The sequence below is a fragment of the Nocardia sp. NPDC004711 genome, from assembly GCF_053601595.1.
On the sequence record NZ_JBSGCB010000047.1, the window covers coordinates 56,178 to 77,743 of the forward strand.

Here is a 21,566-nt window from a genome sequence, read left to right on the forward strand (position 1 = left end):
GTCCGGTCCGATCCGGTAACAACCGCCTCCGCGGCCGGATTCATGCAAGCATGGGCAGCATGTCCCAGCCCCTCGCTCCCGGCGGCATCCTGGCCGACCCGTCGCGGCGTCCCAGCCCACGCGCCAAACTGCTGTGGGCGCTGAGCGCCGCGCTGTCGTGGGTGGTGCCGATCCTCGGAGTGGGGGTCTGGGCGCTGTTCGACACACACCGGCGCGGCCTGCAGGCGCTGGTGTTCGGAATCGTGCTGCTGGCAGCGATATTCAGCATCGTGGCCATCCCGCTGTGGCGCTACGCCGTGCACCGCTGGGAGATCACCGACGAGGCCGTCTACACCCGGACCGGCTGGTTCACCCAGGAGAGCCGGGTCGCGCCCATCACCCGCGTGCAGACCGTGGACACCTACCGCGGACCGCTGGAGCGGCTGCTCGGACTGGCCACCGTCACCGTCACCACCGCCTCCTCGGCCGGGGCCGTGCACATCAGCGCGCTCGCCCTGGCCGACGCGCGTGACACCGTCGCCCAGCTCACCGCCATCGCCGCACAGCACCGGGGGGACGCCACATGACCCAGCCGCCACCGCCGGATCCGGAGGTGTTCCCGGATTCCTATCCGACGGAAGTGCTGTCACCGATCACCGCGGGATCGGGGCCGGGGACGCCCCTCGGCCCGGACGCCGAGAACTGGCAGCGGCTCGACAAGCGCATGCTGCTGGTCCACCCGGTCACCGAGCTCATCCGCTTCATCCCGGTGCTGATCGCCACGCTGGTGGCGGGCGCGAGCCGGGACAATCCCGGGTGGAGCCTGGCCGTGGTGGCGATCATCGTCGGCTTCGCGCTCACCCGCTGGTTCACCACCACCTATCGCATCACCCCCGACAATGTGGAGCTGCGCACCGGACTGATTCAGCGCAAACGACTTTCGGTGCCGCGCAACCGGGTCCGATCGGTCGATGTGCAGGCCGATCTGCTGCACCGGGTGCTCGGATTGGCGGTGCTGTCCATCGGCACCGGGCAGCATGCGGAAAAGCGGGAACAGTTCAAACTGGACTCGCTGGATGCCAAACTGGTGCCGGAACTGCGGCTCGCGCTGCTGGCACACACCCGGTCGGGCGCGGAATCCATTGATGCCCGGACAGTTACGACCGAAGGGGAAGCACCGGACGCGACGCCCGGACACCCCGTCGTGGAAATCGCACACTGGCAACCGGATTGGGTGCGGTACGCGCCACTCTCGTTGACCGGCTTCGCAATCATCGCGCCGGTTGTCGGTCTGGCGTTCCAGTACGGGTTCGCCCAGCTCTTCCTGAGATCCGGAACGGTCCAGGATGTCGGGCACCGCAGCGCGACCGTCATCGCGGGGGTGATCGCGCTGCTCGTCGTGATCCTGGTCGTGGTGGTCAGCCTCGCCGCCTGCGCGCGCTACCTCATGACCTGGTTCGGCCTGAAGGTACTGGACGACGGGAAGACCCTGACCGTCCGGCACGGGCTGTTCACCACCCGTCAGACCACCCTCGACCTGGCCCGCCTGCGCGGCGCGACCGTCAACGAGCCCCTGCTGCTGCGCCTGGCCGGAGCCGCCGAACTCGAAGCCATCATGACCGGCACCAGCCCGCGGCAGAAGATCCTGCCGCAGGCTCCCCGCACCGCCGTGCACCGCACCCTCGCCCATCTGCTGGGCACCTCCGCCGTTCCGGCCGAAGCCACCCTGCCGGTACCCCCACTGGTGACCGTGCCGCTGGTCCCCCACGGCCCGGCCGCCCACCGCCGCCGCTACACCCGCACCCTGAGTCCGCTCGCGGCCATCGCGGCGCTGCTGCTCGTCATTTCCCTTGCGGGCGGCCACATCCCGCTCTGGATGTGGATCACACTCGCCATCGCCACCCCCATCGCCGCCGCCCTCGCCCGGGACCGCTACCGCGGCCTCGGCCACGCCGTGCTCCCCGCCGCCGACGGCAAACCGGCCTGGCTCATCACCCGCAGCGGCTGCCTGGACCGCGACCGCGACTGCCTGGAGGCCCCCGGCGTCATCGGCTGGACCGTCCGCCAGACCCTGTTCCAGCGTCGCGCCGGCGTGGCCACGGTCGTGGCCGCCTCCGCCGCGGGCAAGAAGCGCTACCGCGTCATCGACCTGCCGATCGACCAGGCGTGGTCCCTGATCGGCGCGGTCACCCCCGGACAGCTGGGCACCCCCGCCGGGCGGTGACCGAACGGCGCGGCGGCGGATCGAATGCTCCACCGCCGAGCCGGAATTCAGCACGATCAGCCGAGCACCGGGTAGTTCGAGCGAATCACGTTCTGCGGGTCTCGCTCACGCTTGATCGTGCGCAGGCGGTCCAGGGTCGCCGCGTCGAAGGCCGCGGCGGCCGACTCACCGGGGGCCAGGAAGGTGAACGGCTTCTTGCCCGTCACCAGCGCGCCGAACTCCGCCACCAGCGCATTTGTCCTGGCGTGCACCGCCTCTCGCAGGTGGGGCAGACCGAGGCCGAGGGTGGAGACGAGGTAGCGGTCCGAGAGCGCACCGCGCGCACCCGCGGCCGGGCGGGCCAGCGCGCCGCCCAGATGGCGGACCTGAACGCTGACCAGCGGTGCGACGGATTCGCCGAGAATGATCTTCTCCGCCGCCGGGGACAGGTCGTCGAGGAGTTCGCCGCGGGTGATGGCCGGGCTGGGATCGACCGGCTCCTGGGTGATGTCGCCGAGCTCGGCCAGCGACCGGGCGGCCCGCGTATCGGTGAGCGCGCCGCCGATCCGATCCAGCGCGGACACCAGGGTCCGGCCCTGCTCCGGATCGCCCAGATAGGCGAGGTCCACGCCCACCATCTCCGGCGCCTGCGGGAACTGGAAACGGTTGAACCACACCGACAACTCATCGGGGGCTCGAGAAGTCAACTCGCGGAAGGCTTCCCACACCTCGGGCAGCCGATCGGCGGTCCAGGTGATGCGGCCGCCGTACAGCCCCGGCGCCGGGAAGAGTTCGAACTCGAGGCCCGTCACCACGGCGAAATCGCCACCGCCACCGGACAATGCCCAGAACAGATCCGGATCACTGTCCGCGGTCACCCGGGCCGGGCGGCCCTCGGCGTCCACGATCTCGAAGGCGCGCACCGCATTCGACGCCCAGCCGTACTTACGGCCGAACCAGCTCTTGCCGCCGCCCAGCGTGTAACCCGTCACGCCGACCACCGGATTGCTGCCGGCGAGCCCGGTCAGACCGTGCGCCGCCGCAGCCGCCTGCACCCGCCCCCACCGCACGCCCGCACCGACCCGGGCCACCCGCCCGACCGGATCGATCTCGAGCCGGTTCAGCGCGCCGGTGCGCAGCAGGATCGCGGTATCGATGCCGCCCGCCGCGCCGTGCCCGGTCGGCTGGGTCACCACCGGACGGCCCGCGGCACCCGCGTAGCGGACCACGGCCGCCACCTCCGCGGCGTCGGCGACCTCGGCGACCGCCGCCACCGGCTGCGTCACGGCCAGGCTCCACGGCTGCGCGGCCTGCTCGAAGTCCGCGTCACCGGACTCCAGGACGCGGCCCCGGACAGCATTGCGCAGTTCGTCGAATCCCATCGTCTTCCCTCGTTCCTGATCGTGATTGCGATTCACGAGGGGGACGAGACAGGGCGCCGAAGTGTGACAGCGCGGAGGAAAAGGGTCGAAAAACCGCAGGACGGCCCAGTCAGGCTCCGGTCCGGGCCAGGCGGACGGTCGCCCGGTAGTAGAGGTACATGCCCGCGGGCAGCAGACCGCAGATGAGCAGCAGCATGGTCGGCCAGTCACCCATGAGCAGGGCGTACCCGCTGGGACTGAAACCCGCGCAGATCAGGAAACCCAGGACCCACACCAGAATCGGCAGGGCCATCACCCCGATCCGCTTGGTGATCACACCCATGCCCATCACCAGCAGCACGTTCACCACCGCGGCGGCCAGGGCCGTGAGCGGCACCGCGATCGCGCCGTCGGTCATGCTCGAGGCCAGGGTGCCCGCGGCCAGCACCGGCGTCGGCTCCGGGATGTGGGCCCGGCCGGCGTAGATCGGCAGGAACAGCACCTCGAACCCGAGCGTGATCACCGCGTCGGCCAGCAGCAGCGTGCCGATCAACGCGGTCAGCACCCCGCGCGCCGGTCCCGCCGCCATCACCGCATCGCCCGTCCGGGCACCGACGGCCGCCGTCACGGCACCGGCGGGAATCCGAGCAGCGTCAGCAGCTGACTCTGCATGTCCACGAAGCCGTAGAGCACCGAGAGGTACAGCTCGTGCTGCCACTCGAAGTAGGGGCGCTGGCTCTCGACGAACGCCGCGATCGCGTTCTGCAGGTCCCAGTTGTACATAGCCTCAGTCTCTCATTCCAGGCCACCGAGAAGATCATGTTCGCGGCCGTCGGGGCCCAGCGGGCCGCGCTCGCCACGCACCAGAATGTAATGCTCCTCCGGCAGCACCGGCTGGGCGACATCGTTCGACAGCGCGAACTCCCGGCCCGAGGGGGCCACCGTCACCTGGGTCGCGTGCGCCCGCAGGGCCGCGCGCTTGGCCGCCAGCACATCCGAGACATCCACCGCGGTGGTCACGGATTCCGCTGGCACACAGGCCAATTCGCCCGCGTACGGCAGCCGCCAGCCGCGCGGCAGCGCACCCGGCAGCTGATCCACCGTGCGGCGCTTCAACGACTCGGTGTGCATGGCCAGCACGGTACGGTCGGTGACCGTCCAGTACACCTTCGGGACCGTCCAGCCCCAGTCCGAGGCGGCGTCGACGGCCGCCATGGTGATCTGGTGCGCGCGAACGTGATCCGGATGCCCGTAGCCGCCGAGCGGGTCGTAGCCGATCACCACGCGCGGGCGCAGCTCCAGGATCACCTGCACCAGCGCGTCGGTCGCGGCGGTGCCGGAGTTCACGAACGCGCGGGGATTGCGCGCCGACGGCGTCCCGGCCATGCCGGAATCCCGCCAGCGGCCCGCGCCGCCCAGGAAATGCGGCACCCCGGCATCCAATTCGGCCAGCGCCCTGGTCAATTCGAGAATGCGGTAACCGCCCAGCTGATCGGCCTGCCCGGCCACCAGATGCGCGTAATCGTCGCCGATGACCTCGCCCTCTTCGCCGAGCGTGCAGGTCACCACGGTGACCGGGATGCCGCGCTTGCGATAGTGGGCGATGGTGCCGCCGGTGGTGATGGACTCGTCGTCCGGATGCGCGTGCACCAGCAGCAGACCGTGCCGGGAAGCATCGAGAGGATTCACGGCAGCCTCCGCCAGTTGGCGGCATCACCGAAGATGCCGGTCTGAATGGCGCCGCTCAGCGAGGCCCCGTCCACCCGCGGGCCCGCCGCGGCGACCTGGGTGTCCTGCACGATGGGCAGCACCGTCGCCAGTTCCCACAGCTTGGGCTCGGTCTCGCCGATCACCTTGCCCACATCGATGCCGCGCAGGGCCGCGTCGATGGCGGGCTGCAGGGTCGGATCGCACACGCCGGACACATTCGACGGGGACTTCTTCGCCCCGTCCGCGACGGTGGTGTCCGCGGTGTCACCGGGCGGCGCCACCGGCGTGCACCCGTACCGCGACGCCAGCACCGTGGCCGGATCCTCACCGGTGCGTTCCCAGCCGACCACGGCGTCGACCCCGACGTCGGTCAGCTCCTTGCCGTACAGCTGCGAGGCCGTGACACTGCGCACGACGACATCGATTCCGGCGCTGCGCAATTGGTCGGCGGCGGTATTGGCCACCGCCAGCGTGGTGGTGTCGCCGTCCACCGCGCCGATCCGCACCGTCAGCGATTTACCGTTCTTGGCCAGCGACCGCGGCTGCGGGGCGGGCGAGGTCGCCGACTGCGTGGCCGGCGTCTCCGCGGCCCGCGCGAATCCGGCCTCGGCCAGCAGCCCGAACGCCTCCTCCTGGCTCAGGCGCGGCGGCTGGGTCGCGACATAACCCGGATCCGAGGGCGAAAGTACTTGCGCCCGAGCCGGTTCCACCCAGCTGCCGGTCTGCGCGCCGACCGTGGCCAGCAGCACCGGATCCAGCAGCGCCAGCACCGCGCGCCGCACCCGGATATCGGCCAGATCGCCGCTGCGGCCGTTGAGCGCCAGCTGCATCTCCCGCGACTGCGGCATGGTGGCCGTGCGCACCGACGGAATCGCCGCCAGCTGCGCCTGCAACGCCACACCACCGTGCACCAGCGCCATCTGCGCGTCCCCGACCCGCAGCGACTCCGCCACCTGCGCGGGAGTTCCGCCGCGCCGCAACAGAATCTGATCCGGCACCGCGGGCTGACCCCAGTACCGGTCGTTGCGTTCCAGCAGGATCTCCTCGCGGCCGCGGTCGGCCTGCTTGATCCGGAACTGGCCGCCCGAGATCCGGATGGTGTCGATCAACCCCTGCTCGAAACCCGAGTCCTTGACCAGATGCTGGGGCAGCAGATCCGAGAACAGCTGCCGCCAGGCGGGATACGGCTGCGTCATGGTGACCGTCACCGTCTTGCCGCCCGCCGACGAACTGACATCCGAGATCAGCCGATAGCCCGCGGGATCCACCGTGCCCGGCTGCGTGATCATCTGCTGCCAGAGGTATTTGAAGTCCTCGGCCGCGATGGGTGCGCCGTCGGACCAGGACGCCTCGTTCTTGAGCTGGTAGGTGATGGTGAACGGCTCCTGCGCCGTCACATCCGCCGACACCATGAGCGCCGGATCCAGTATCCAGTCCGTGCCGCCCGGCACCCCCGGCGTCGGACCTGGACGGAACGGGCTCGGCAACACCATCGACGCGACCGCCGCCGTCGCCGGCGACTGCTGCGACCGCAGATGCGGATTGAACCCGATCCCGATGTCGTCGACCCCGACCACGACGGAGTTCTTCCCCGGCTTGGCCGGCTGCGTCTTCGGACTGTCGGTGGATTCGATGGGCGGAGGCGGATTCGCGGTGCACCCGGTCGCGACCGCCAACAGGGTCGCCACCATCAACAGCACCGCGCGCCACGATGCGCGCATCCGGGCCCCCGTTCTCACGTTCGGCACTCTACTGGATCCACCTTCCACGGCCCGACGACCAACGCCGCCGCTGGTAGTCGTGCCCCGAACTCAATCGCAGAACCCCGGTCCCACCCCGTGTGAGCACCGTTGTGCACGACACCCGCCCAAAGGTTCGCGGCCCGCCCCGGTCTGGACTGACCGGAGCGGGGGAGCGAAGCGGAGGAGCGGAGGGAGGGAAGACCGGGGTAACAGGGCCGCGAACTGCCGGAGCGAAGCGGAGGCTAGTTGGACACAGCCTTGTCGCGGGCCTTGCGGCGCGAGATCTCACGCTGGCGGTCGTTGGCATTCAGGGTGACCTTGCGGACCCGCACGATCTCCGGGGTGACCTCGACACACTCGTCGTCGGTGCAGAACTCCATCGCGCTCTCGAGATCCAGCTGCAGCGGCTTGGCCAGCGTCTCGAGCACGTCACCGGTAGCGGACCGCATATTGGTCAGCTTCTTCTCGCGGGTGACGTTGATGTCGAGGTCCTCGGCACGCGGGTTGATGCCGACCACGTGGCCCTCGTAGGTGTCGGCGCCCGGCTCCACGAAGAACTGGCCACGGTCGGCCAGCTGGATCATGGCGAACGGGGTGACCGAACCATTGCGGTCGGAGACCAGCGAACCGGTGTGGCGGGCGCGGATCTCACCGGCCCACGGCGCGTAGCCGTCGAACACGGCATTGGCGATACCGGTGCCGCGGGTCTCGGTGAGGAAGTCGGTGCGGAAACCGATCAGGCCACGCGACGGGACGATGAACTCCATGCGCACCCACCCGGCCGAGTGGTTGCTCATCTGGACCATCTTGCCCTTGCGGGCGGCCAGCAGCTGGGTGACCGCGCCCAGGTACTCGTCCGGGCAGTCGATGGTCAGCTCTTCGAAGGGCTCGTGCACCTTGCCGTCGACGGTCTTGGTGACCACCTGCGGCTTGCCGACGGTCAGCTCGAAGCCCTCGCGGCGCATCTGCTCGACCAGGATGGCCAGCGCGAGCTCACCACGGCCCTGCACCTCCCAGGCGTCCGGGCGGCCGATGTCGAGCACCCGCAGCGACACGTTGCCGACCAGCTCCTGGTCCAGGCGCGACTTCACCATGCGGGCGGTCAGCTTGTGGCCCTGCACCCGGCCGACCAGCGGCGAGGTGTTGGTGCCGATGGTCACCGAGATGGCCGGCTCGTCGACGGTGATCCGCGGCAGCGCGACCGGGTTGTCGACGTCGGCGAGGGTGTCGCCGATCATGATGTCCGGAATGCCCGCGATGGCGACGATGTCACCGGCCACGGCCTCCTCGCCGGGCTGACGCTCGACGCCGATGGTCTTGAGCAGCTCGGTGATCTTGACGGTCTTGACGCCGTCACCGTGCATCCACGCGACGTTCTGGCCCTTCTTCAGGGTGCCGTTGTGGATGCGCACCAGGCCGATTCGGCCCAGGAACGGGGAGGCGTCGAGGTTGGTGACGTGCGCCTGCAGGGTGGCCTTCGGGTCGCCCTTGGGGGCGGGCACGTACTTCATGAGGACCTCGAACAGCTCGTCGAGGTTCTCCGCGGCCGGCACCTGGCCATTGTCGGGGCGGCTGGTGGACGCCACGCCCGCGCGGCCGGAGGCGTAGAGCACCGGCAGGTCGAGGGCCAGTTCCGCGGCCTCGGAGGCCTCGTCGTCGAGGTCGGAGGCCAGGTCCAGCAGCAGGTCGTGGGATTCCTCGACGACCTCCTCGATGCGGGCGTCCGGGCGGTCGGTCTTGTTGACGACCAGGATCACCGGCAGCGAGGCCGCGAGGGCCTTGCGCAGCACGAAGCGGGTCTGCGGCAGCGGACCCTCGGACGCGTCGACGAGCAGCACGACGCCGTCCACCATGGACAGGCCGCGCTCCACCTCACCACCGAAGTCGGCGTGGCCGGGGGTGTCGATGACATTGATGACGGTGACCGATCCGTCGGCGTTATGCCGGTGAACAGCGGTGTTCTTGGCGAGAATGGTGATGCCCTTCTCGCGCTCGAGGTCACCGGAGTCCATCACTCGGTCGACGAGTTCGGCGCGTTCGGCGAACGCACCGGATTGCCGGAGCATGGCGTCGACCAGTGTTGTCTTGCCGTGGTCGACGTGCGCCACGATGGCGACGTTTCGGAACTCGACAGACGACACGTTTGATTCCTCCTGGTGAAAAAGTCTGTTGCCGACCCGGATGGGTCTCATGCGTGGGGCTGCCTACGACGAGAACATGGCGAACTCCACCGGGCATGCGGCGAGCTACAGACTACCGGGCGCATCAGGTCACATGGTCAATGGGCGGAGGTTAGGTTAAGCTAACCAACCATGGGCAAGGTGAAGGCCAAACACGTATCCGGTCTGAAGCCGAAGAAGAAATGCTGCCGCAAGAAGACGCGATGCCTGAAATGCCCTGTTGTGATTACGCGGATGAAGAAGGCCGAAGCCGCAGGCTGCTGCGGCAAGGAACTCAAGAAGTGCCTGAAACTCGCGCGGGCAGCCTGAATCCGGAGTAAACCGGAGTCATGAGTCCTGCGCTGCTCTCCGACGACGACATCGCCAAGGCCCTCACCGAACTGCCCGAATGGACCCATGAGGGCAACAGCATCACGCGCACCATCCAGGCCCCCTCGTTCATCGCCGGCATCGAACTGGTGCGCCGGGTGGCCGCCGCGGCCGAGGCCGCCGACCACCATCCCGATATCGATATCCGCTGGCGGCGGGTCACTTTCACGCTGTCCACCCACGCCGCGGGCGGTCTCACGAAACGCGATATGGCTCTCGCTCACGAGATCGATCAACTGCACGCCCAGAGCTGAGCCGCCCGGCCCGGATCATCCACGCATAGAGGGCCAGCACCCCGATCGCGTTCGCCGCGCCCAGCCAGGCCAGATAACCCGGACGCGATATATCCCACATCGACTTCTGCAGGGTTCCCAGCATCCAGGGCACCCCGATCACTGTCGTGAACAGCCAGTAGGCGGCCATCAGGCGCGCACCGGCGGCCTCGCGCAGCGGACCGTGGAGCAGCCACAGAATCAGCGGGACCAGGCAGACCCAGTGGTGTGACCAGGCGATCGGCGACGCCATCAAACCGAACAGCTGCACGACGATCAGCGTGCCCAGCCGATCGTCGGAACGCAGTGCGCGCCAGGCGAAGAACGCGAGCACGGCCGTCACCAGCACGGATGTCTTCCACAGCAGCCCGGACCCGATGTCGTGGCCGGCCAGGCGGCTGAGCGCCCCGCGCAGCGACTGATTGATCACCGAACCGACCGGCCCGATGCGGCCCGGGTCGCCGACCAGTTCCCCGAAGTACCTCCTGGTCTCCCCCGGCGTGAGCAGGAAGGTCAGGCCGATGGTCCCGGCGAAGGCCACCGCCGACCAGATCACCGCGAGCCACTGCCGGCGGGCCACGAAATACAGTCCGGTCACCGCCGGGGTCAGCTTGACTCCGGCACCCAGGCCGATCAACGCACCCGACACCCACCATCGGGCACTGCGCGCCGCGGCCATGGCGAGCAGCACCAGGAACACATTGACCTGGCCGTAGTCGAGGGTGGACCGCACCGGTTCCAGCCACATGCCGCCCGCGGTCCACGCCACCGCGGTGGTGCGCCAGGACTGGTCGTGCATGGCCTCCCGGCCCACGATCATCTCCAGCGAGATCCACACGATGCCGAACAGCGCCGCCGCCGTGGCCAGCAGCCAGCCGACGGCCACCACGTCGAAGGGCAGGAAATGCAGCGGATACAGAACGAGCGCCGCGAACGGTGGATAGGTGAACGGCAGCGGAAATTGTGGTGACCGACTGGAATCGGTCCAGTCGTAGAGGTTCCCGCGGAACAGATTCGCGGCCCCTTCGACATACACGTGCAGGTCCACGAGGATCAGATTGCTGGGCCAGAACAGCGCCCACAGCAGGCGGACCAGCACCGAGATGCCGAGGGCGGCGGCGGCCAGGCGGAAACGTCGATTCACGGCACGGACTTTCGGTCGGGTGGATCACCGACCGGAATTCACGGCTGGCGAGCAGGCCTTTTCAGCGCTCGCTGAGCGTAACCGGACCAACGATTATCCCGCGCACCCCAAATATTAAGGGCACCACCGACATTCGAGGCGCCCGAGATATTCGGGACGCGGATCTCGCGCTGAAAATCTCACCTCACCGGTCGGACAGCTCTTGCGCACGAGGTCGATCGACCGGATGCCCGGGGCTGAGCCGACCCGCCCGGATGATCCAGGCATAGAGCGCCAGCACGCCGAGCACGTCCACCGCGCCCACCCAGGACAGGATGCCCGGACGCGAGATGGTCCAGATCGAATCCTGGAAGAAGCCCAGCACCCAGGGCACGCCGATCAGCGTCACCACCAGCCAGTAACCGGCCAGCACCCGGGCGCCCGCCGCCTGCCGCAGCGGGCCGTAGCACAGCCACAGGATGACCGGCAGGAGCCAGATCCAGTGGTGCGACCAGGAGATCGGCGACACCATCAACCCGAACAGCTGCACGATGATCAGCGTGCCCAGCCGATCGTCGGAATCCAGTGCGCGCCAAGCGAAGAACGCGAGCACGGCCGTCACCAGCGCGGCCGCGATCCACACCGGCCCGGACACCACGTCGTGGCCGAGCAGCCGGCTGAGCGCGCCGCGCAGCGACTGATTGGTCGCCGATCCGACCGGCCCGATGCGATGCGCGTCGCCGAGCAATTCGCGGAAGTACTTGTTGGTCTCACCGGGGGCGAACAGATAGGTCAGCAGAATGGTCCCGAAGAAGACCAGCGCCGACCAGGTCGCCGTGAACCAGCGTTTGCGGGCCGCGAAATACAGCCCGGTGACGGCCGGGGTCAGCTTGATGCCGGCGGCCACGCCGACCAGCGTGCCCGACACCCACCAGCGCGCGCTGCGGACCGCGACCATGGCGAGCAGCACCAGGAACACATTGACCTGGCCGTAGTCGAAGGTCGAGCGCACCGGCTCCAGCCACATGCCGATCGCCGTCCACGCCACCGTGGCGGTGCGCCAGGACCGCTCACGCATGGCCTCGCGGCCGACCATCATCTCCAGCGCCAACCACACCACGCCGAACAGCGCCGCCACCGTGGCGAGCAGCCATCCGATGGCTACCACCCCGAAGGGCAGGAAATGCAGCGGATAGAACACCAGCGCCGCGAACGGCGGATAGGTGAACGGCAGCGGAAAGTCCGGCGTCTTACTGGAATCGGTGTAGTCGTAGAGATTTCCGCCGAACAGATTCGCGGAGCCGTCCACATAGACGTGCAGGTCCACGAAGTTCATGCCATTGGGCAGGAACAGGACCCACGCGAGCCGGGCCAGCACCGAAATACCCAGTGCCGCGGCGGCCATATGGAAGTGTCGATTCACGGCACTGTCTTTCAGCTCGGGCGGGTCACCGGCCGAGTGCACGGCTGGCGAATGCGGCTTGCGGGCCTCGCGAATGCGGCGTTGCGGTGGCCCCGGCAAGCGTAGTCGCCCAGCAGAATGTTCCGTGCAGCGCGGACCCTCCGCTGTAACATTTACATCACCGACCCCATCTGTAACAGGCACTCTGGTGTCCCGTTCGATAGCGTCAGCTGATCGAGTTCGCCAAGATCACACCGCGGCTGTACAACACGGCAGCCCGGTCCCTAGAGTGGCGCGGAGCGATGGCTCCATCGCTGCTAGATGTCCCTGAAGGTAAGGACGGCTACACCAGTGCTTCGCACCCGAGGATCGCGGTTCGCAATGTCCGCATTGGCCCTGGCGGCCTGCGCCACCGTCGCCGTGCCGACGGCCTACGCGAACCCCGCGCCGGCACCCAAGAGCGCGTCGATTCCGATGATCCCCGAAGGGGTTCCGGTCGACGCGCTGGCCTCGCTGGTCCCCGCCATCATCGGCGCGGCCACCGGTCCCGCCGATATCGCGGACGCGGGCCCCAAGAACGCCATTCTCGCCCAGGCCAAGCAGCTACTGGAGAGCAGCAACCTGCCGGCGCAGGTGAAGACCACGCTGCTCGCCGTCATCACGTTCCTCGACGGCAGTGGCGGTGGCGGCCCGGACATCCCGAAGGATGGCCCGGTCATCTCGCAGTTCCTGTGGCCGACCATCGGCAAGGGCTGCATCTCCCCCTCCGCCGACTCGGTGGGCACCGCGCTGGCCGTCGGCGGTCCGGCGCAGCTGCCCCCGCCCGGCCCGGCGCAGGGCCAGGCCGGTTTCGTGTTCACCGCGCTGGGCACCAAGCAGCCCACCGATGTGCAGCCCGCCCCGATGACGGTGCAGTGGCTGAACCTCGACACGCGCGCCACCGCCACCCAGAACCTGACCAATGACGCGCACATCAACCCGGACGGCCCGGCCACCCTGTCGGCCATCGCCAACACCGGTTCCGGTCGCGTGGTCGCCATCGTCTCGGGTTCGCTGACGACTCAGGCCGATCCGGAGTCACAGCCGATCACCTGCTCGTTCCTGCCGACCATCGGATTCTTCACAGTCGCCTAGCCGACACCCCGAGGTAGCCGAGAATTTCGCCCCCGTTCTCCTCCGTAACTACGCGGAAGGGACGGGGGCGAAATCGTTTGCACGGCCGGTTTCCTGTGGTAGACCGACATCTATGGCCGCTGTGACCAACCCCGTTCGGGGACTGCATTCGCGCCGGTCGATCCTCTCGATCCGTTCCGAGGGATCGATCCTGTCGATCGGCTCGGCCTATTCGATCCTGTCCATCGGCAGCGTGGGCTCGGTGCTGTCGATCGGGTCGGTGGGCTCGTTCGGCTCTCTCATCTCCTCGGCTTCCTTCGGCAGCCTCGGCTCCGCATTCTCGGCGCTGTCCCGCTGGTCCCTGTTCTCCTGGAACGGGAACGGTGAGGTCTTCGCCGACGGCAGCGGCGAGGACGAACACACCGATCCCCACCTCATGCTCCGGGTCGTCCCCGAGGAGCCGGACCTGGCGACCGACCCGACCTGCCACTGCCAGACCTGACTACCACCATTGGCCATACTGCGGGGCCAGTACGGCATTGACGTCCACGGAGACGCCGTCGACCTCGCGCTTGTCGATCTCGAACTGGTGCAGGGTGGCGGCGGGATTGACGTAGCCCTTCGGGGTGCCCCAATTGTGTTGCCAGAAGAACGAGCACAGTCCCGCGTCCCGAATGTTGTCGATGGTCGGCGAGTTCGCGTAGACGCCGGTGCGGCCGTGCCCGATGACGGTCTCCCAGCCGCGCAGGTACGGCTCGATGAACTGCTCGAAATCGTCGTCGCCGGGGTTGTCGTCGATGGAGGCGTAGATGGGCGCGGCGTCGGGCCCGCCCGCGGCCTTGTGCAGGATCAATCCCCGTGCGGCGTGCTGCAATCCGGCCGCGTAACCGCCGCGCCAGTCGGCGGTCGGGCCCTTGCCGAACTGGTAGCAGGAGACCACCGACAGGCCCGCGGCGCGCAGGGCGTCGACCTCGCGGGCGAGCAGCGGTTTGCCCGCCATCCATTCGGCGCCGGGCCGCCGGTCGGAAACGTAGCGGATGACGCCGATATGGCCGTCGTCGCTGATGGATTGGGCGGAGGGGACGCCGCCGGCGTAGTCGAGGAGGGTGCCGAGCTGTTGCCCGGCTGCCGCGGTGGCGGGTGGGAGGGTCAGTCCGGCGGTGATTCCGGCGGCGAGAGCCGTGGCCCCGGAGAGGAAGTTCCGTCGATTGACATGGGCAGGACGCATCACGGGCTCCTTCGCACACACTCGCTGGTCGAACATTCCAGTCGTGACGATTGGGAGACGGCGTCTCACCGGTGACCGGTTGGAACTACTTGCGGCGTGCCCGGCGCACCTTCCCCGATGAAAACAAGATCATCCGTGCGCCGGGAGCCCTGAACGTGCCCTCATTTCACCATATTCACATTGGAATCGCCAGGCTCATCGAGCACATCGGCACCATATGTCACATCGGGGCGAAACCGGGCAACGACCGGCCGATGGCTAACTAACAGCTATCGAATTGCCGCGGCCGGGGACCTCAGACCCGCGTCGAGTCCAACCGGGCGCCCACATTGATGGTCCGGCGCGACACGTCGGCCACCTCCGCGCGCACGACCTTCGCCACCTGGGCAGCGATCTGCTTGCGCATGCCGGCCAGCTTGCCCAGCGCGGCCGCTCGCCAGCCCTCAGCGGTCATCTCCAGATCGATGTCGCGGGCGCGCGGCGGTACGGCGTCGATGACGATCAGCAACGGCTCGGCGGCACGCGCGGTGAGGGCCACTGGCACCTGCACCTCGGCCCGATAGCGGTTGGTCTTGAGCACGTCCACGGAGATGTCCAGGCTCACCGGAATGGTGAGGTCGAAGCGGACCAGCGCCGGATCGTGGGAGTTCGCGTGTGCCTCGGCTGCCGCGGCCGCCGTCGCGGCCGATTCGGCCGCGGCATGGGGCAATTCGGCGATCCGCGGCTCGGGCACGGGCGTGACGGTGACCGGACCCGCGGCGGCGACCCTCGGTAGTCGCACACTGCCCTGCACCCAGACCTCGGCCTTGTTGCCCGGGCCGGTGCGCAGCGGGCCGACCTCGATGGGCTTGCCCGCCATCGATTCCACCACCTGGCGCACCCGCTCCGCGGTCACGATGCGCGCGAAGAACCGGCGGCCGAATTCGTCGTAGCCGATCCACTCGTGGGTAGGCCGCCCGCGGTAGGCCGAGCGGGTGCCGTCCATGATGGCCTGCACGTCGAAGGTGCGGCCGCGCTGCGAATCCGGGTCGGCCAGAATGCCATTGATGCGATTGGCGACCTCGCGCTGCACCAGTTTGGCGATGGGGTCCAGCAGCAGTTCCCAGGCGGTGCCGATGGCCTGCGCGCGCATGACGAAGCTGACGTCGCGCCCGGTGACCGGGGGAATGTCGATGACGATGAGCAGCGGATCGGCGGTGCGGGCGTGCATGCTGAGGTCGATCTCCACGACCGCCTCCAGCCGCAGCCGCTGCCCGCCGAGGGTGACGTCGACCCGCAGTTTCACCGGGAGCATGACGTCGAAGTGCACGTGCGGCCCACGCCGGATGACGGTGGGTTTGCCGATGCTGCCCTTGGCCACGAACCGGGCGAGCCCGGCGGGCCCGATTCCGAAGGGGCCGATGGTGATTCCGCGCCCGGCCACGCTGGAGACCGCTGATTCGATCCGGGTTTCCGTCACCGCCGCCGCCACGAAACGTTCGCCGAATTCGGCGTAATCGATCCAGGTCGGTTGGTCGGACGACGTCATCAGCTACTTTCGTCGGGCGGGGACCCCTGTCCTGCCGATGAGGGGGCAGCAGGACAGGGATCAATCGGCGACGCTGCCGGGCGCCGCCGAAACCCATCGTAAGCGGAAGATGCGCTCAGTAGTACACCCCGCCCCGCGTGTTTCCAGAATGTGGAATCAGCGTGTTCCCAATCGCCCGAAGCCGACCAGCCCCGATGTGCCGGACGCCCGGAATTTGTGGATGGCGACACCGCCGGATTCACCGGCCTCATTGCCGCCCACCGTGGTGATGGTATCCGAATCCACCGCGATAACGATATTCGTGTGCTGATGGAACACACTGGAATCCGAGTACATCACCACATCGCCGACCCGCGGTAGATATCCGTTGTTCGCCTGCTCGAAACGATGCTGTCCCCGGTAGTACTCCTCCAGGGTGTAGACGCCGGGAATCCGCCAGGATCCGGAATTCGGATTGCTCAACGGTTGACCGGCCGCGCGCATCACCCAGCTGACGAAGTCGGCGCACCAGGGTTCGGCAATGCCCTCGGAGTATTTGTCCCTACCGCTCTGTTCGTCGAATTGCTGTCGCAGAACATCGACCACCTGCGCCTGCCCGGGACTCAACCCGGCGGAATCGACCTGCGGAAAGTCGTGCAGCAGACGCCCGTCCATCTCCCGCGGGCCGTAGGACTCCTCGTGCCGGTGCTGTTGCCACCACCGCACGCCGAGCACTCCCCCGGCACTCAGCGCCGAAATCACCACCAGCGCAACGGCGCTCACCACCAGCCAGCGCCGCCCTCTGCGCTGCGGGCGCTCGAGCTCGACTGTCATTCGGTCCTCCCCCGTTCCGGCCGGCCGTCGGCCTTACCAATATGGACGTTCCACCCGGCCGCGGAGTTCCCTCAGGGGCGGTGGACCAGCCGGCTGCGGCCCATCGGTCCGAGGCGGCTGGGCTGCATGAGCCCGACGCCCTGGGGTGCGAGTTCGGCCAGCTCGGATTGCAGTCTGTCCTGCAGTTCCTCGGCGGCGGCGCGGTGACCGGCGGCCCGCTCGTGGTCGCCGAGGTAGGTGGCCAGCTCGGCGAGGATGCAATCCATGGGCCCGAGCACCGAGGCGCCGGTCTCCAGACCGCAGACGGTGCCCGAGTACGGCAGCAGTTGCTGGTAGACGCCGAGAGCCATGGCCGGATCCTCGAGGGCGATGGCGAGGCGGGCCTTCACTCCGGTGAAGGTGGACCAGAACTGCGGGGCCAGTGGAGGTGCGGCGGCCAGCACGCGACGGGCCTCCTCCGGGCGGCCCGAATGCACCAGGGCCAGTGCGTAACCGTGGATGAACAGCTCCGGTTTGAGAGCGGTGCGCTCGCGCAGATCGTTCAGGTAGACGGACATGTCGTTGCGCAGCCAGCCGATGGAGACGGCGATGCCGACGTGCAGCGCATTGCCGTCGCGGGTCGGTTCGGCCGCGCCCTCGCCGGAGTGCGCCACCAGGTCGTCCAGTTCGCCGGAGCCCTCACCGAGCAGGCGCAGCACCTCATCGGTATTGCCGCGCAACAGTTCCAGCACCATGCCGAAGGGCGCGATGGCGTCCAGCAGGTGCCGCAGCTGTCCGTCGGTGGCGTATTCGCCGGCCCGTCCGGCGTGTTCGGCGGCAGCCACCAGATCGGCGTCGGCCAGGGTGACGCGAAACAGCAGATAGTGTGCGAGCGCACGGAATTCGGTGAGTTCGGCCGCGGTGGACACCTCGAGCAGCCGGGTCGCATACCGTTCGAGGTCGTGGGCGCGCAGGAAGCCGCCCGCCGCGAAGGCCGCGAACGCCTGCGCGTTGAGCACCGTGCACAGCAGGTCCGGGTCGTCGAGCGGTTCGGCCAGGGCCATGGCCGAACCGGCCAGGATGCGGGCCGCCGAGGGTTCCTCGACAGCGCGATCGAAAACGGCGGTGACCTGCAACAGAATTCGCGTGCGCACCGGCAGCCCCGTATCGGCGCAGGCCAGGCGCAGCGGTTCGCGGATGCGCGGGTCCGGGGTGTGCCAGTCGTGCACCGACCAGATGAGCGGCGTCGGCCAGCAGGTGACGGCGTGCGCGAGCAGCTGCGTCCCGCCCGGCGATGACGCTGTGCCGCCGAGTGATTCGGCCAGATCGAGCGCCTGCTCGCGCGCCGCCCGCGCGGCGATGTGCTGCCCGTCGTAGGCCAGCGCCACCACCAGCTCGCAGCGCGCCTCGACCACCGCGAGCCGATCCGCGCGCGCGGCTCCCGCGCCGGTGTGCCCGGCCAGATCGTGCAGCGCGAGCACCGATCGCCACCGCCGCACGGCATCGGCCCGCATCCGCCGCTCCACACACCGCCGCGCCGCGGCGCGCACGTATGGCAGAGCCACCGTGGCGGTTTCGGCATCCGCCCCCAGCGCCGCGTGATGTGCCAGCGCGTCGATGTCCCGCCCGCGCGGTACGTATACCGCATCGTGCGCGGAACTTGTTCCGGCGTCGGCGAACTCGGGGATTCGGCCGCGGCCGGGCGGTGCCGCCGTGCCGGGGTCTGCGATGCCCGCGGCGTCCGGTTCCGTCTGTCCGGTCGACGAGTCGGTGGCCACCTCGTCGGCCCCGCGAAGGGCCGCGAGCGTCCGGTCGGTGTGACGCGCGGCCCTGGGCCATGGGGACCCGAGGAGCGCCGCGACCAGGTGATCGGCTCCCCACAGCGCGCTGAGCACTCGATTCCCCATGCCCGGAAGGTCTTCCGTCCCGGCCGGGGTGTCGGATCGTCCCGCGTCCTGGCCGGGCGCGACCGCCGCGCGGGTCGAGCCCGGCGCTGCCGGGCCCGGTTCCGGATCGCTGCGCAGGTATTCGAAGGCGGCCCAGTGCATTCGGGTGCGGCGCAGGGTGGGGAGGTCGTAGTAGACGGTTTCGCGGACCAGGGCGTGGTCGAAGGTGACGCGGCCGGCCCGGTCGGTGCGCAGCAGGCGCGCGGATTCGGCGGCGGCGATCAGGTCGATGACGGTGTCGGCGGGGCGGCCGGCGGAGGCGGCGAGGGTGGTGATGTCGCTGTCCTCGCCCCAGACCGAGAGGTGGCGCAGCAGGTCCACGACGTCGGCGGGGAGCTGGCCGATGCGCCGGCCCAGCAGGTCGCGCACGCTGTCGGGCAGGCCGTCGGTGGTGCCCTGGGTGGCAACGAGTTTGGCGAGTTCGCGCACGAACAGCGGGTTGCCGCCGGTGCGACGGCGTAGCAGTTCCACGGTGCGGTCGTCGGGGGCGGCGAGCCCGGCGGCGGCCGCGGCGCGACGGGTGCCCGCCATGTCGAGGCCGTCGAGTTCGAGGCGGTCGGCGGTGAACAGGGCCAGGGCGGCGGCGGTGTCGCGGACGCCCGGGCCCGCCTCGGTGCCGCGCAGGGTGGCGACGATGAGGATCGGGCGGTCCCGCAGCCAGTTCACCACCTGCCGCAGCACCTGCAGGGTGGCGGTGTCGGCGCCGTGCACGTCCTCGAGCACGATGGCGATCGGTCTCCCGGCCGAGCGTTCGCGGCAGGAGCGGACCACGCGCCGGGCCAGGGTGAAAGCATCGGCGGCGGTGAAGGTTTCGGGGTCGGCGGCGTCGAGGCCGGTGAGTACCTCGGCCCAGGCCCAGGCGGGCGGCGCGGACTCGACCTCGGGGCAGCGGCCGAACACGGTGGTCCAGCCGCGGTCGCCCAGGTGTGTGGTGAGGGCGGTGGCGAGGGTGGTCTTCCCGGCGCCGGCCTCACCGGAGAGCCAGACCAGCCGCACGTGCCCGGCGGACGCGGCGTCGGCGGCGGCCAGCACGGCGGCCCGCTGCGCGGCATATCCGGTGTCCGGCAAGGGTTCCGGATCGGGCAGCGGTTCGGGTTCGGCGGGCCGCACGGGTGCGGGCGGGGTGACCGTCTCGGTGTCCACCGAGTGGGTGAGGATGGCGGTCTCCAGATCCCGCAGTCCCGGACCGGGATCCACCCCGAATTCCAGGGTGAGGAATTCGCGGCTGCGGCGCACCGTGGCGAGTGCGTCCAGCGACTGTCCCAGTCGGTACTGGGCGACGGCCAGCAGCCGCGCGCATTCCTCGCGTCCGGGATGCTCCTCCAGGATGGGCCGCAGGGCCAGCACCACCTCGGCGGGCCGGTTCAGTTCCAGCGCCGCCTGGGCTCGCAGTTCGGCTGCGGTCAGCCGCAGGGCCTGCAGGCGGGCGGCTTCCTGTGCCGCCCAGGGCATTCCGGGGAAGGATTCGAAGGCGCCGCCGTGCCAGCACGCCAGGGCGGCGTCCAGCACCCGCACCTGCTCCAGCGGGTCGGGTCGCCCGGCGGGGTCGCGCATGGCGGCCTCGTGCCCGTGCAGCAGTTGTTCGAAGTGCCAGGAATCCACTTGGGACGGCTCGAGATTGAGCGCATAGCCGTGTGATTCGGACACGATGACACGCGAGTGCGCCCGGCGCGGCCGGTCCGGCTCGAAGACCCGGCGCAGGTTGTGGATGTACACCTGCAGCGCGGCAACGGCTTTGGCGGGCGGGTCACCGTGCCAGAGGTCGTCGATGAGCCGTTCGGTGGGCACCACCCGGCCACCTGCGGCGACCAGTCGTCCCAGCACCGCGCACTGCATGGGCGCGCCCGGAGGCACGCGCTGACCGTCGATGCTGATGTGCAGTGGGCCCAGCACCCCGATGTGTATGAGCGCCATGTCGCTGTGCGACCCCCGAACCCACTTCGAATAAAACCAAACAGGATCCTCTCAATATGACAGAAATTCTGCGACAGTACCCAGTCTTGTGACGGGGCTTAACTCGATACGAAGACGCTCCGAAGAGTTGTCCCGCACACTGCCTAGGGTGTTCGACCCCTCCCCGCCGCCGGACGCCGATCTCGCGGTCCTGCACAGCCTTCCGCATCCGGCCTGCCTGCACGACGGCGGCTACGACGTGGTGGCCGCGAACGAACCCTTCCGGAACCTGTTTCCGGGCACCGGTCCGGGCGCGAATCTGATGACGGCGATCCTGCTGGAACCCATGGCCCGCTACCGGCTGGGCGACTGGGAGGCCGAAGCGCAGGTCATGGTGTCGGCCTTCCGGTCTGCCGCCCCCGACCTGCGGCCGGACCGGGTCGAGGAGATCGTCAATCTGGCGCGCCGCTCCCCCGACTGGGATCGCTTGTGGCACAGCCACGTCGTCCCCCCGGAGCCGCGCGAGCGCACGGTGCTGATGAACGATCCGGTGACCCGCCGGGAACGCCGGATGTATGTGCAGACCTTCGAGTTCCAGTCGCCACAGCGGCCGTGGTGGATGCTGACAGTGGTGCCGTTCGACTAGGTTGTGTCTCGAAGTGAGTGATGGGGTGGCGGCCACCCGCGGGGGGCACCCCACAGCAAGGGTTGTTGAAAAGAGAGGG

At 69.2% G+C, this 21,566-nt stretch carries 19 protein-coding genes; 7 read left to right on the forward strand and 12 right to left on the reverse strand.

Going from position 1 to position 21,566, the window contains the following annotated elements:
* The first annotated feature begins 59 nt into the window (after nucleotides 1–59).
* Nucleotides 60–566, forward strand: coding sequence for a PH domain-containing protein (locus tag ACWEKS_RS36350; RefSeq protein WP_364606970.1), 507 nt, complete (start codon nucleotides 60–62; stop codon nucleotides 564–566).
* Nucleotides 563–2,203, forward strand: a complete 1,641-nt coding sequence (locus ACWEKS_RS36355) for a PH domain-containing protein (RefSeq protein ID WP_452344297.1) — start codon at nucleotides 563–565, stop codon at nucleotides 2,201–2,203. The genes ACWEKS_RS36350 and ACWEKS_RS36355 overlap by 4 nt, the downstream gene beginning before the upstream one ends.
* A gap of 56 nt (nucleotides 2,204–2,259) precedes the next feature.
* Here ACWEKS_RS36355 and ACWEKS_RS36360 read toward each other — a convergent pair whose 3' ends face one another.
* The 6 genes from ACWEKS_RS36360 to typA form a co-directional block, all read right to left on the reverse strand.
* Complete coding sequence (locus ACWEKS_RS36360; RefSeq protein ID WP_452344298.1) at nucleotides 2,260–3,564, reverse strand: FAD-binding oxidoreductase; 1,305 nt, start codon at nucleotides 3,562–3,564, stop codon at nucleotides 2,260–2,262.
* Nucleotides 3,565–3,673: 109 nt separating this feature from the next.
* Complete coding sequence (locus ACWEKS_RS36365; RefSeq protein WP_452344299.1) at nucleotides 3,674–4,171, reverse strand: hypothetical protein; 498 nt, start codon at nucleotides 4,169–4,171, stop codon at nucleotides 3,674–3,676.
* On the reverse strand, nucleotides 4,168–4,326 hold the full coding sequence (locus ACWEKS_RS36370) for a hypothetical protein (RefSeq protein WP_326306468.1): 159 nt from the start codon (nucleotides 4,324–4,326) through the stop codon (nucleotides 4,168–4,170). The genes ACWEKS_RS36365 and ACWEKS_RS36370 overlap by 4 nt, the downstream gene beginning before the upstream one ends.
* Before the next feature lie 12 nt (nucleotides 4,327–4,338).
* Nucleotides 4,339–5,232 (reverse strand): N-acetyl-1-D-myo-inositol-2-amino-2-deoxy-alpha-D-glucopyranoside deacetylase, encoded by an 894-nt coding sequence (gene mshB / locus ACWEKS_RS36375; protein WP_452344300.1) that lies wholly within the window; start codon nucleotides 5,230–5,232, stop codon nucleotides 4,339–4,341.
* Nucleotides 5,229–6,974 (reverse strand): ABC transporter family substrate-binding protein, encoded by a 1,746-nt coding sequence (locus ACWEKS_RS36380; RefSeq protein ID WP_452344313.1) that lies wholly within the window; start codon nucleotides 6,972–6,974, stop codon nucleotides 5,229–5,231. Before ACWEKS_RS36380 ends, mshB begins: the two co-directional genes overlap by 4 nt.
* 263 nt (nucleotides 6,975–7,237) lie before the next feature.
* Nucleotides 7,238–9,136, reverse strand: coding sequence for a translational GTPase TypA (gene typA / locus ACWEKS_RS36385; protein WP_452344301.1), 1,899 nt, complete (start codon nucleotides 9,134–9,136; stop codon nucleotides 7,238–7,240).
* 171 nt (nucleotides 9,137–9,307) lie between these two features.
* Here typA and ACWEKS_RS36390 point away from each other — a divergent pair, with 171 nt between their 5' ends.
* Both ACWEKS_RS36390 and ACWEKS_RS36395 read left to right on the forward strand, forming a co-directional pair.
* Nucleotides 9,308–9,484, forward strand: coding sequence for a hypothetical protein (locus ACWEKS_RS36390; RefSeq protein WP_354833569.1), 177 nt, complete (start codon nucleotides 9,308–9,310; stop codon nucleotides 9,482–9,484).
* Nucleotides 9,485–9,504: 20 nt separating this feature from the next.
* Complete coding sequence (locus tag ACWEKS_RS36395; RefSeq protein WP_452344302.1) at nucleotides 9,505–9,798, forward strand: 4a-hydroxytetrahydrobiopterin dehydratase; 294 nt, start codon at nucleotides 9,505–9,507, stop codon at nucleotides 9,796–9,798.
* Here the strand turns inward: ACWEKS_RS36395 and ACWEKS_RS36400 are convergent.
* Together ACWEKS_RS36400 and ACWEKS_RS36405 are read right to left on the reverse strand one after the other, a co-directional pair.
* A complete protein-coding gene (locus ACWEKS_RS36400) occupies nucleotides 9,740–10,960 on the reverse strand; it encodes a mannosyltransferase (RefSeq protein ID WP_452344303.1) in 1,221 nt (406 codons plus the stop codon). The genes ACWEKS_RS36395 and ACWEKS_RS36400 overlap by 59 nt on opposite strands.
* Before the next feature lie 184 nt (nucleotides 10,961–11,144).
* Complete coding sequence (locus tag ACWEKS_RS36405) at nucleotides 11,145–12,377, reverse strand: mannosyltransferase (protein ID WP_452344314.1); 1,233 nt, start codon at nucleotides 12,375–12,377, stop codon at nucleotides 11,145–11,147.
* Nucleotides 12,378–12,722: 345 nt separating this feature from the next.
* Here ACWEKS_RS36405 and ACWEKS_RS36410 point away from each other — a divergent pair, with 345 nt between their 5' ends.
* Both ACWEKS_RS36410 and ACWEKS_RS36415 read left to right on the forward strand, forming a co-directional pair.
* Nucleotides 12,723–13,475, forward strand: coding sequence for an Rv1157c family protein (locus tag ACWEKS_RS36410; RefSeq protein WP_354833565.1), 753 nt, complete (start codon nucleotides 12,723–12,725; stop codon nucleotides 13,473–13,475).
* A gap of 112 nt (nucleotides 13,476–13,587) precedes the next feature.
* Nucleotides 13,588–13,956: a hypothetical protein gene (locus ACWEKS_RS36415; protein ID WP_364606939.1), complete on the forward strand. Its 369-nt coding sequence runs from the start codon at nucleotides 13,588–13,590 to the stop codon at nucleotides 13,954–13,956.
* On the opposite strand, the gene ACWEKS_RS36420 is transcribed toward ACWEKS_RS36415, so the two are convergent.
* From ACWEKS_RS36420 to ACWEKS_RS36435, 4 genes are all read right to left on the reverse strand, one after another.
* Complete coding sequence (locus ACWEKS_RS36420; RefSeq protein WP_452344304.1) at nucleotides 13,957–14,682, reverse strand: DUF1906 domain-containing protein; 726 nt, start codon at nucleotides 14,680–14,682, stop codon at nucleotides 13,957–13,959. It lies immediately after the preceding gene.
* A 295-nt stretch (nucleotides 14,683–14,977) separates the two neighbouring features.
* A complete protein-coding gene (locus ACWEKS_RS36425) occupies nucleotides 14,978–16,210 on the reverse strand; it encodes a hypothetical protein (protein ID WP_452344305.1) in 1,233 nt (410 codons plus the stop codon).
* A 156-nt stretch (nucleotides 16,211–16,366) separates the two neighbouring features.
* On the reverse strand, nucleotides 16,367–17,023 hold the full coding sequence (locus ACWEKS_RS36430) for a CHAP domain-containing protein (protein ID WP_452344306.1): 657 nt from the start codon (nucleotides 17,021–17,023) through the stop codon (nucleotides 16,367–16,369).
* A gap of 71 nt (nucleotides 17,024–17,094) precedes the next feature.
* A complete protein-coding gene (locus ACWEKS_RS36435; protein WP_452344307.1) occupies nucleotides 17,095–20,862 on the reverse strand; it encodes a BTAD domain-containing putative transcriptional regulator in 3,768 nt (1,255 codons plus the stop codon).
* Between the two features lie 148 nt (nucleotides 20,863–21,010).
* Here ACWEKS_RS36435 and ACWEKS_RS36440 point away from each other — a divergent pair, with 148 nt between their 5' ends.
* Complete coding sequence (locus tag ACWEKS_RS36440; protein WP_452344308.1) at nucleotides 21,011–21,487, forward strand: MmyB family transcriptional regulator; 477 nt, start codon at nucleotides 21,011–21,013, stop codon at nucleotides 21,485–21,487.
* The last annotated feature ends 79 nt before the right edge of the window (nucleotides 21,488–21,566 follow it).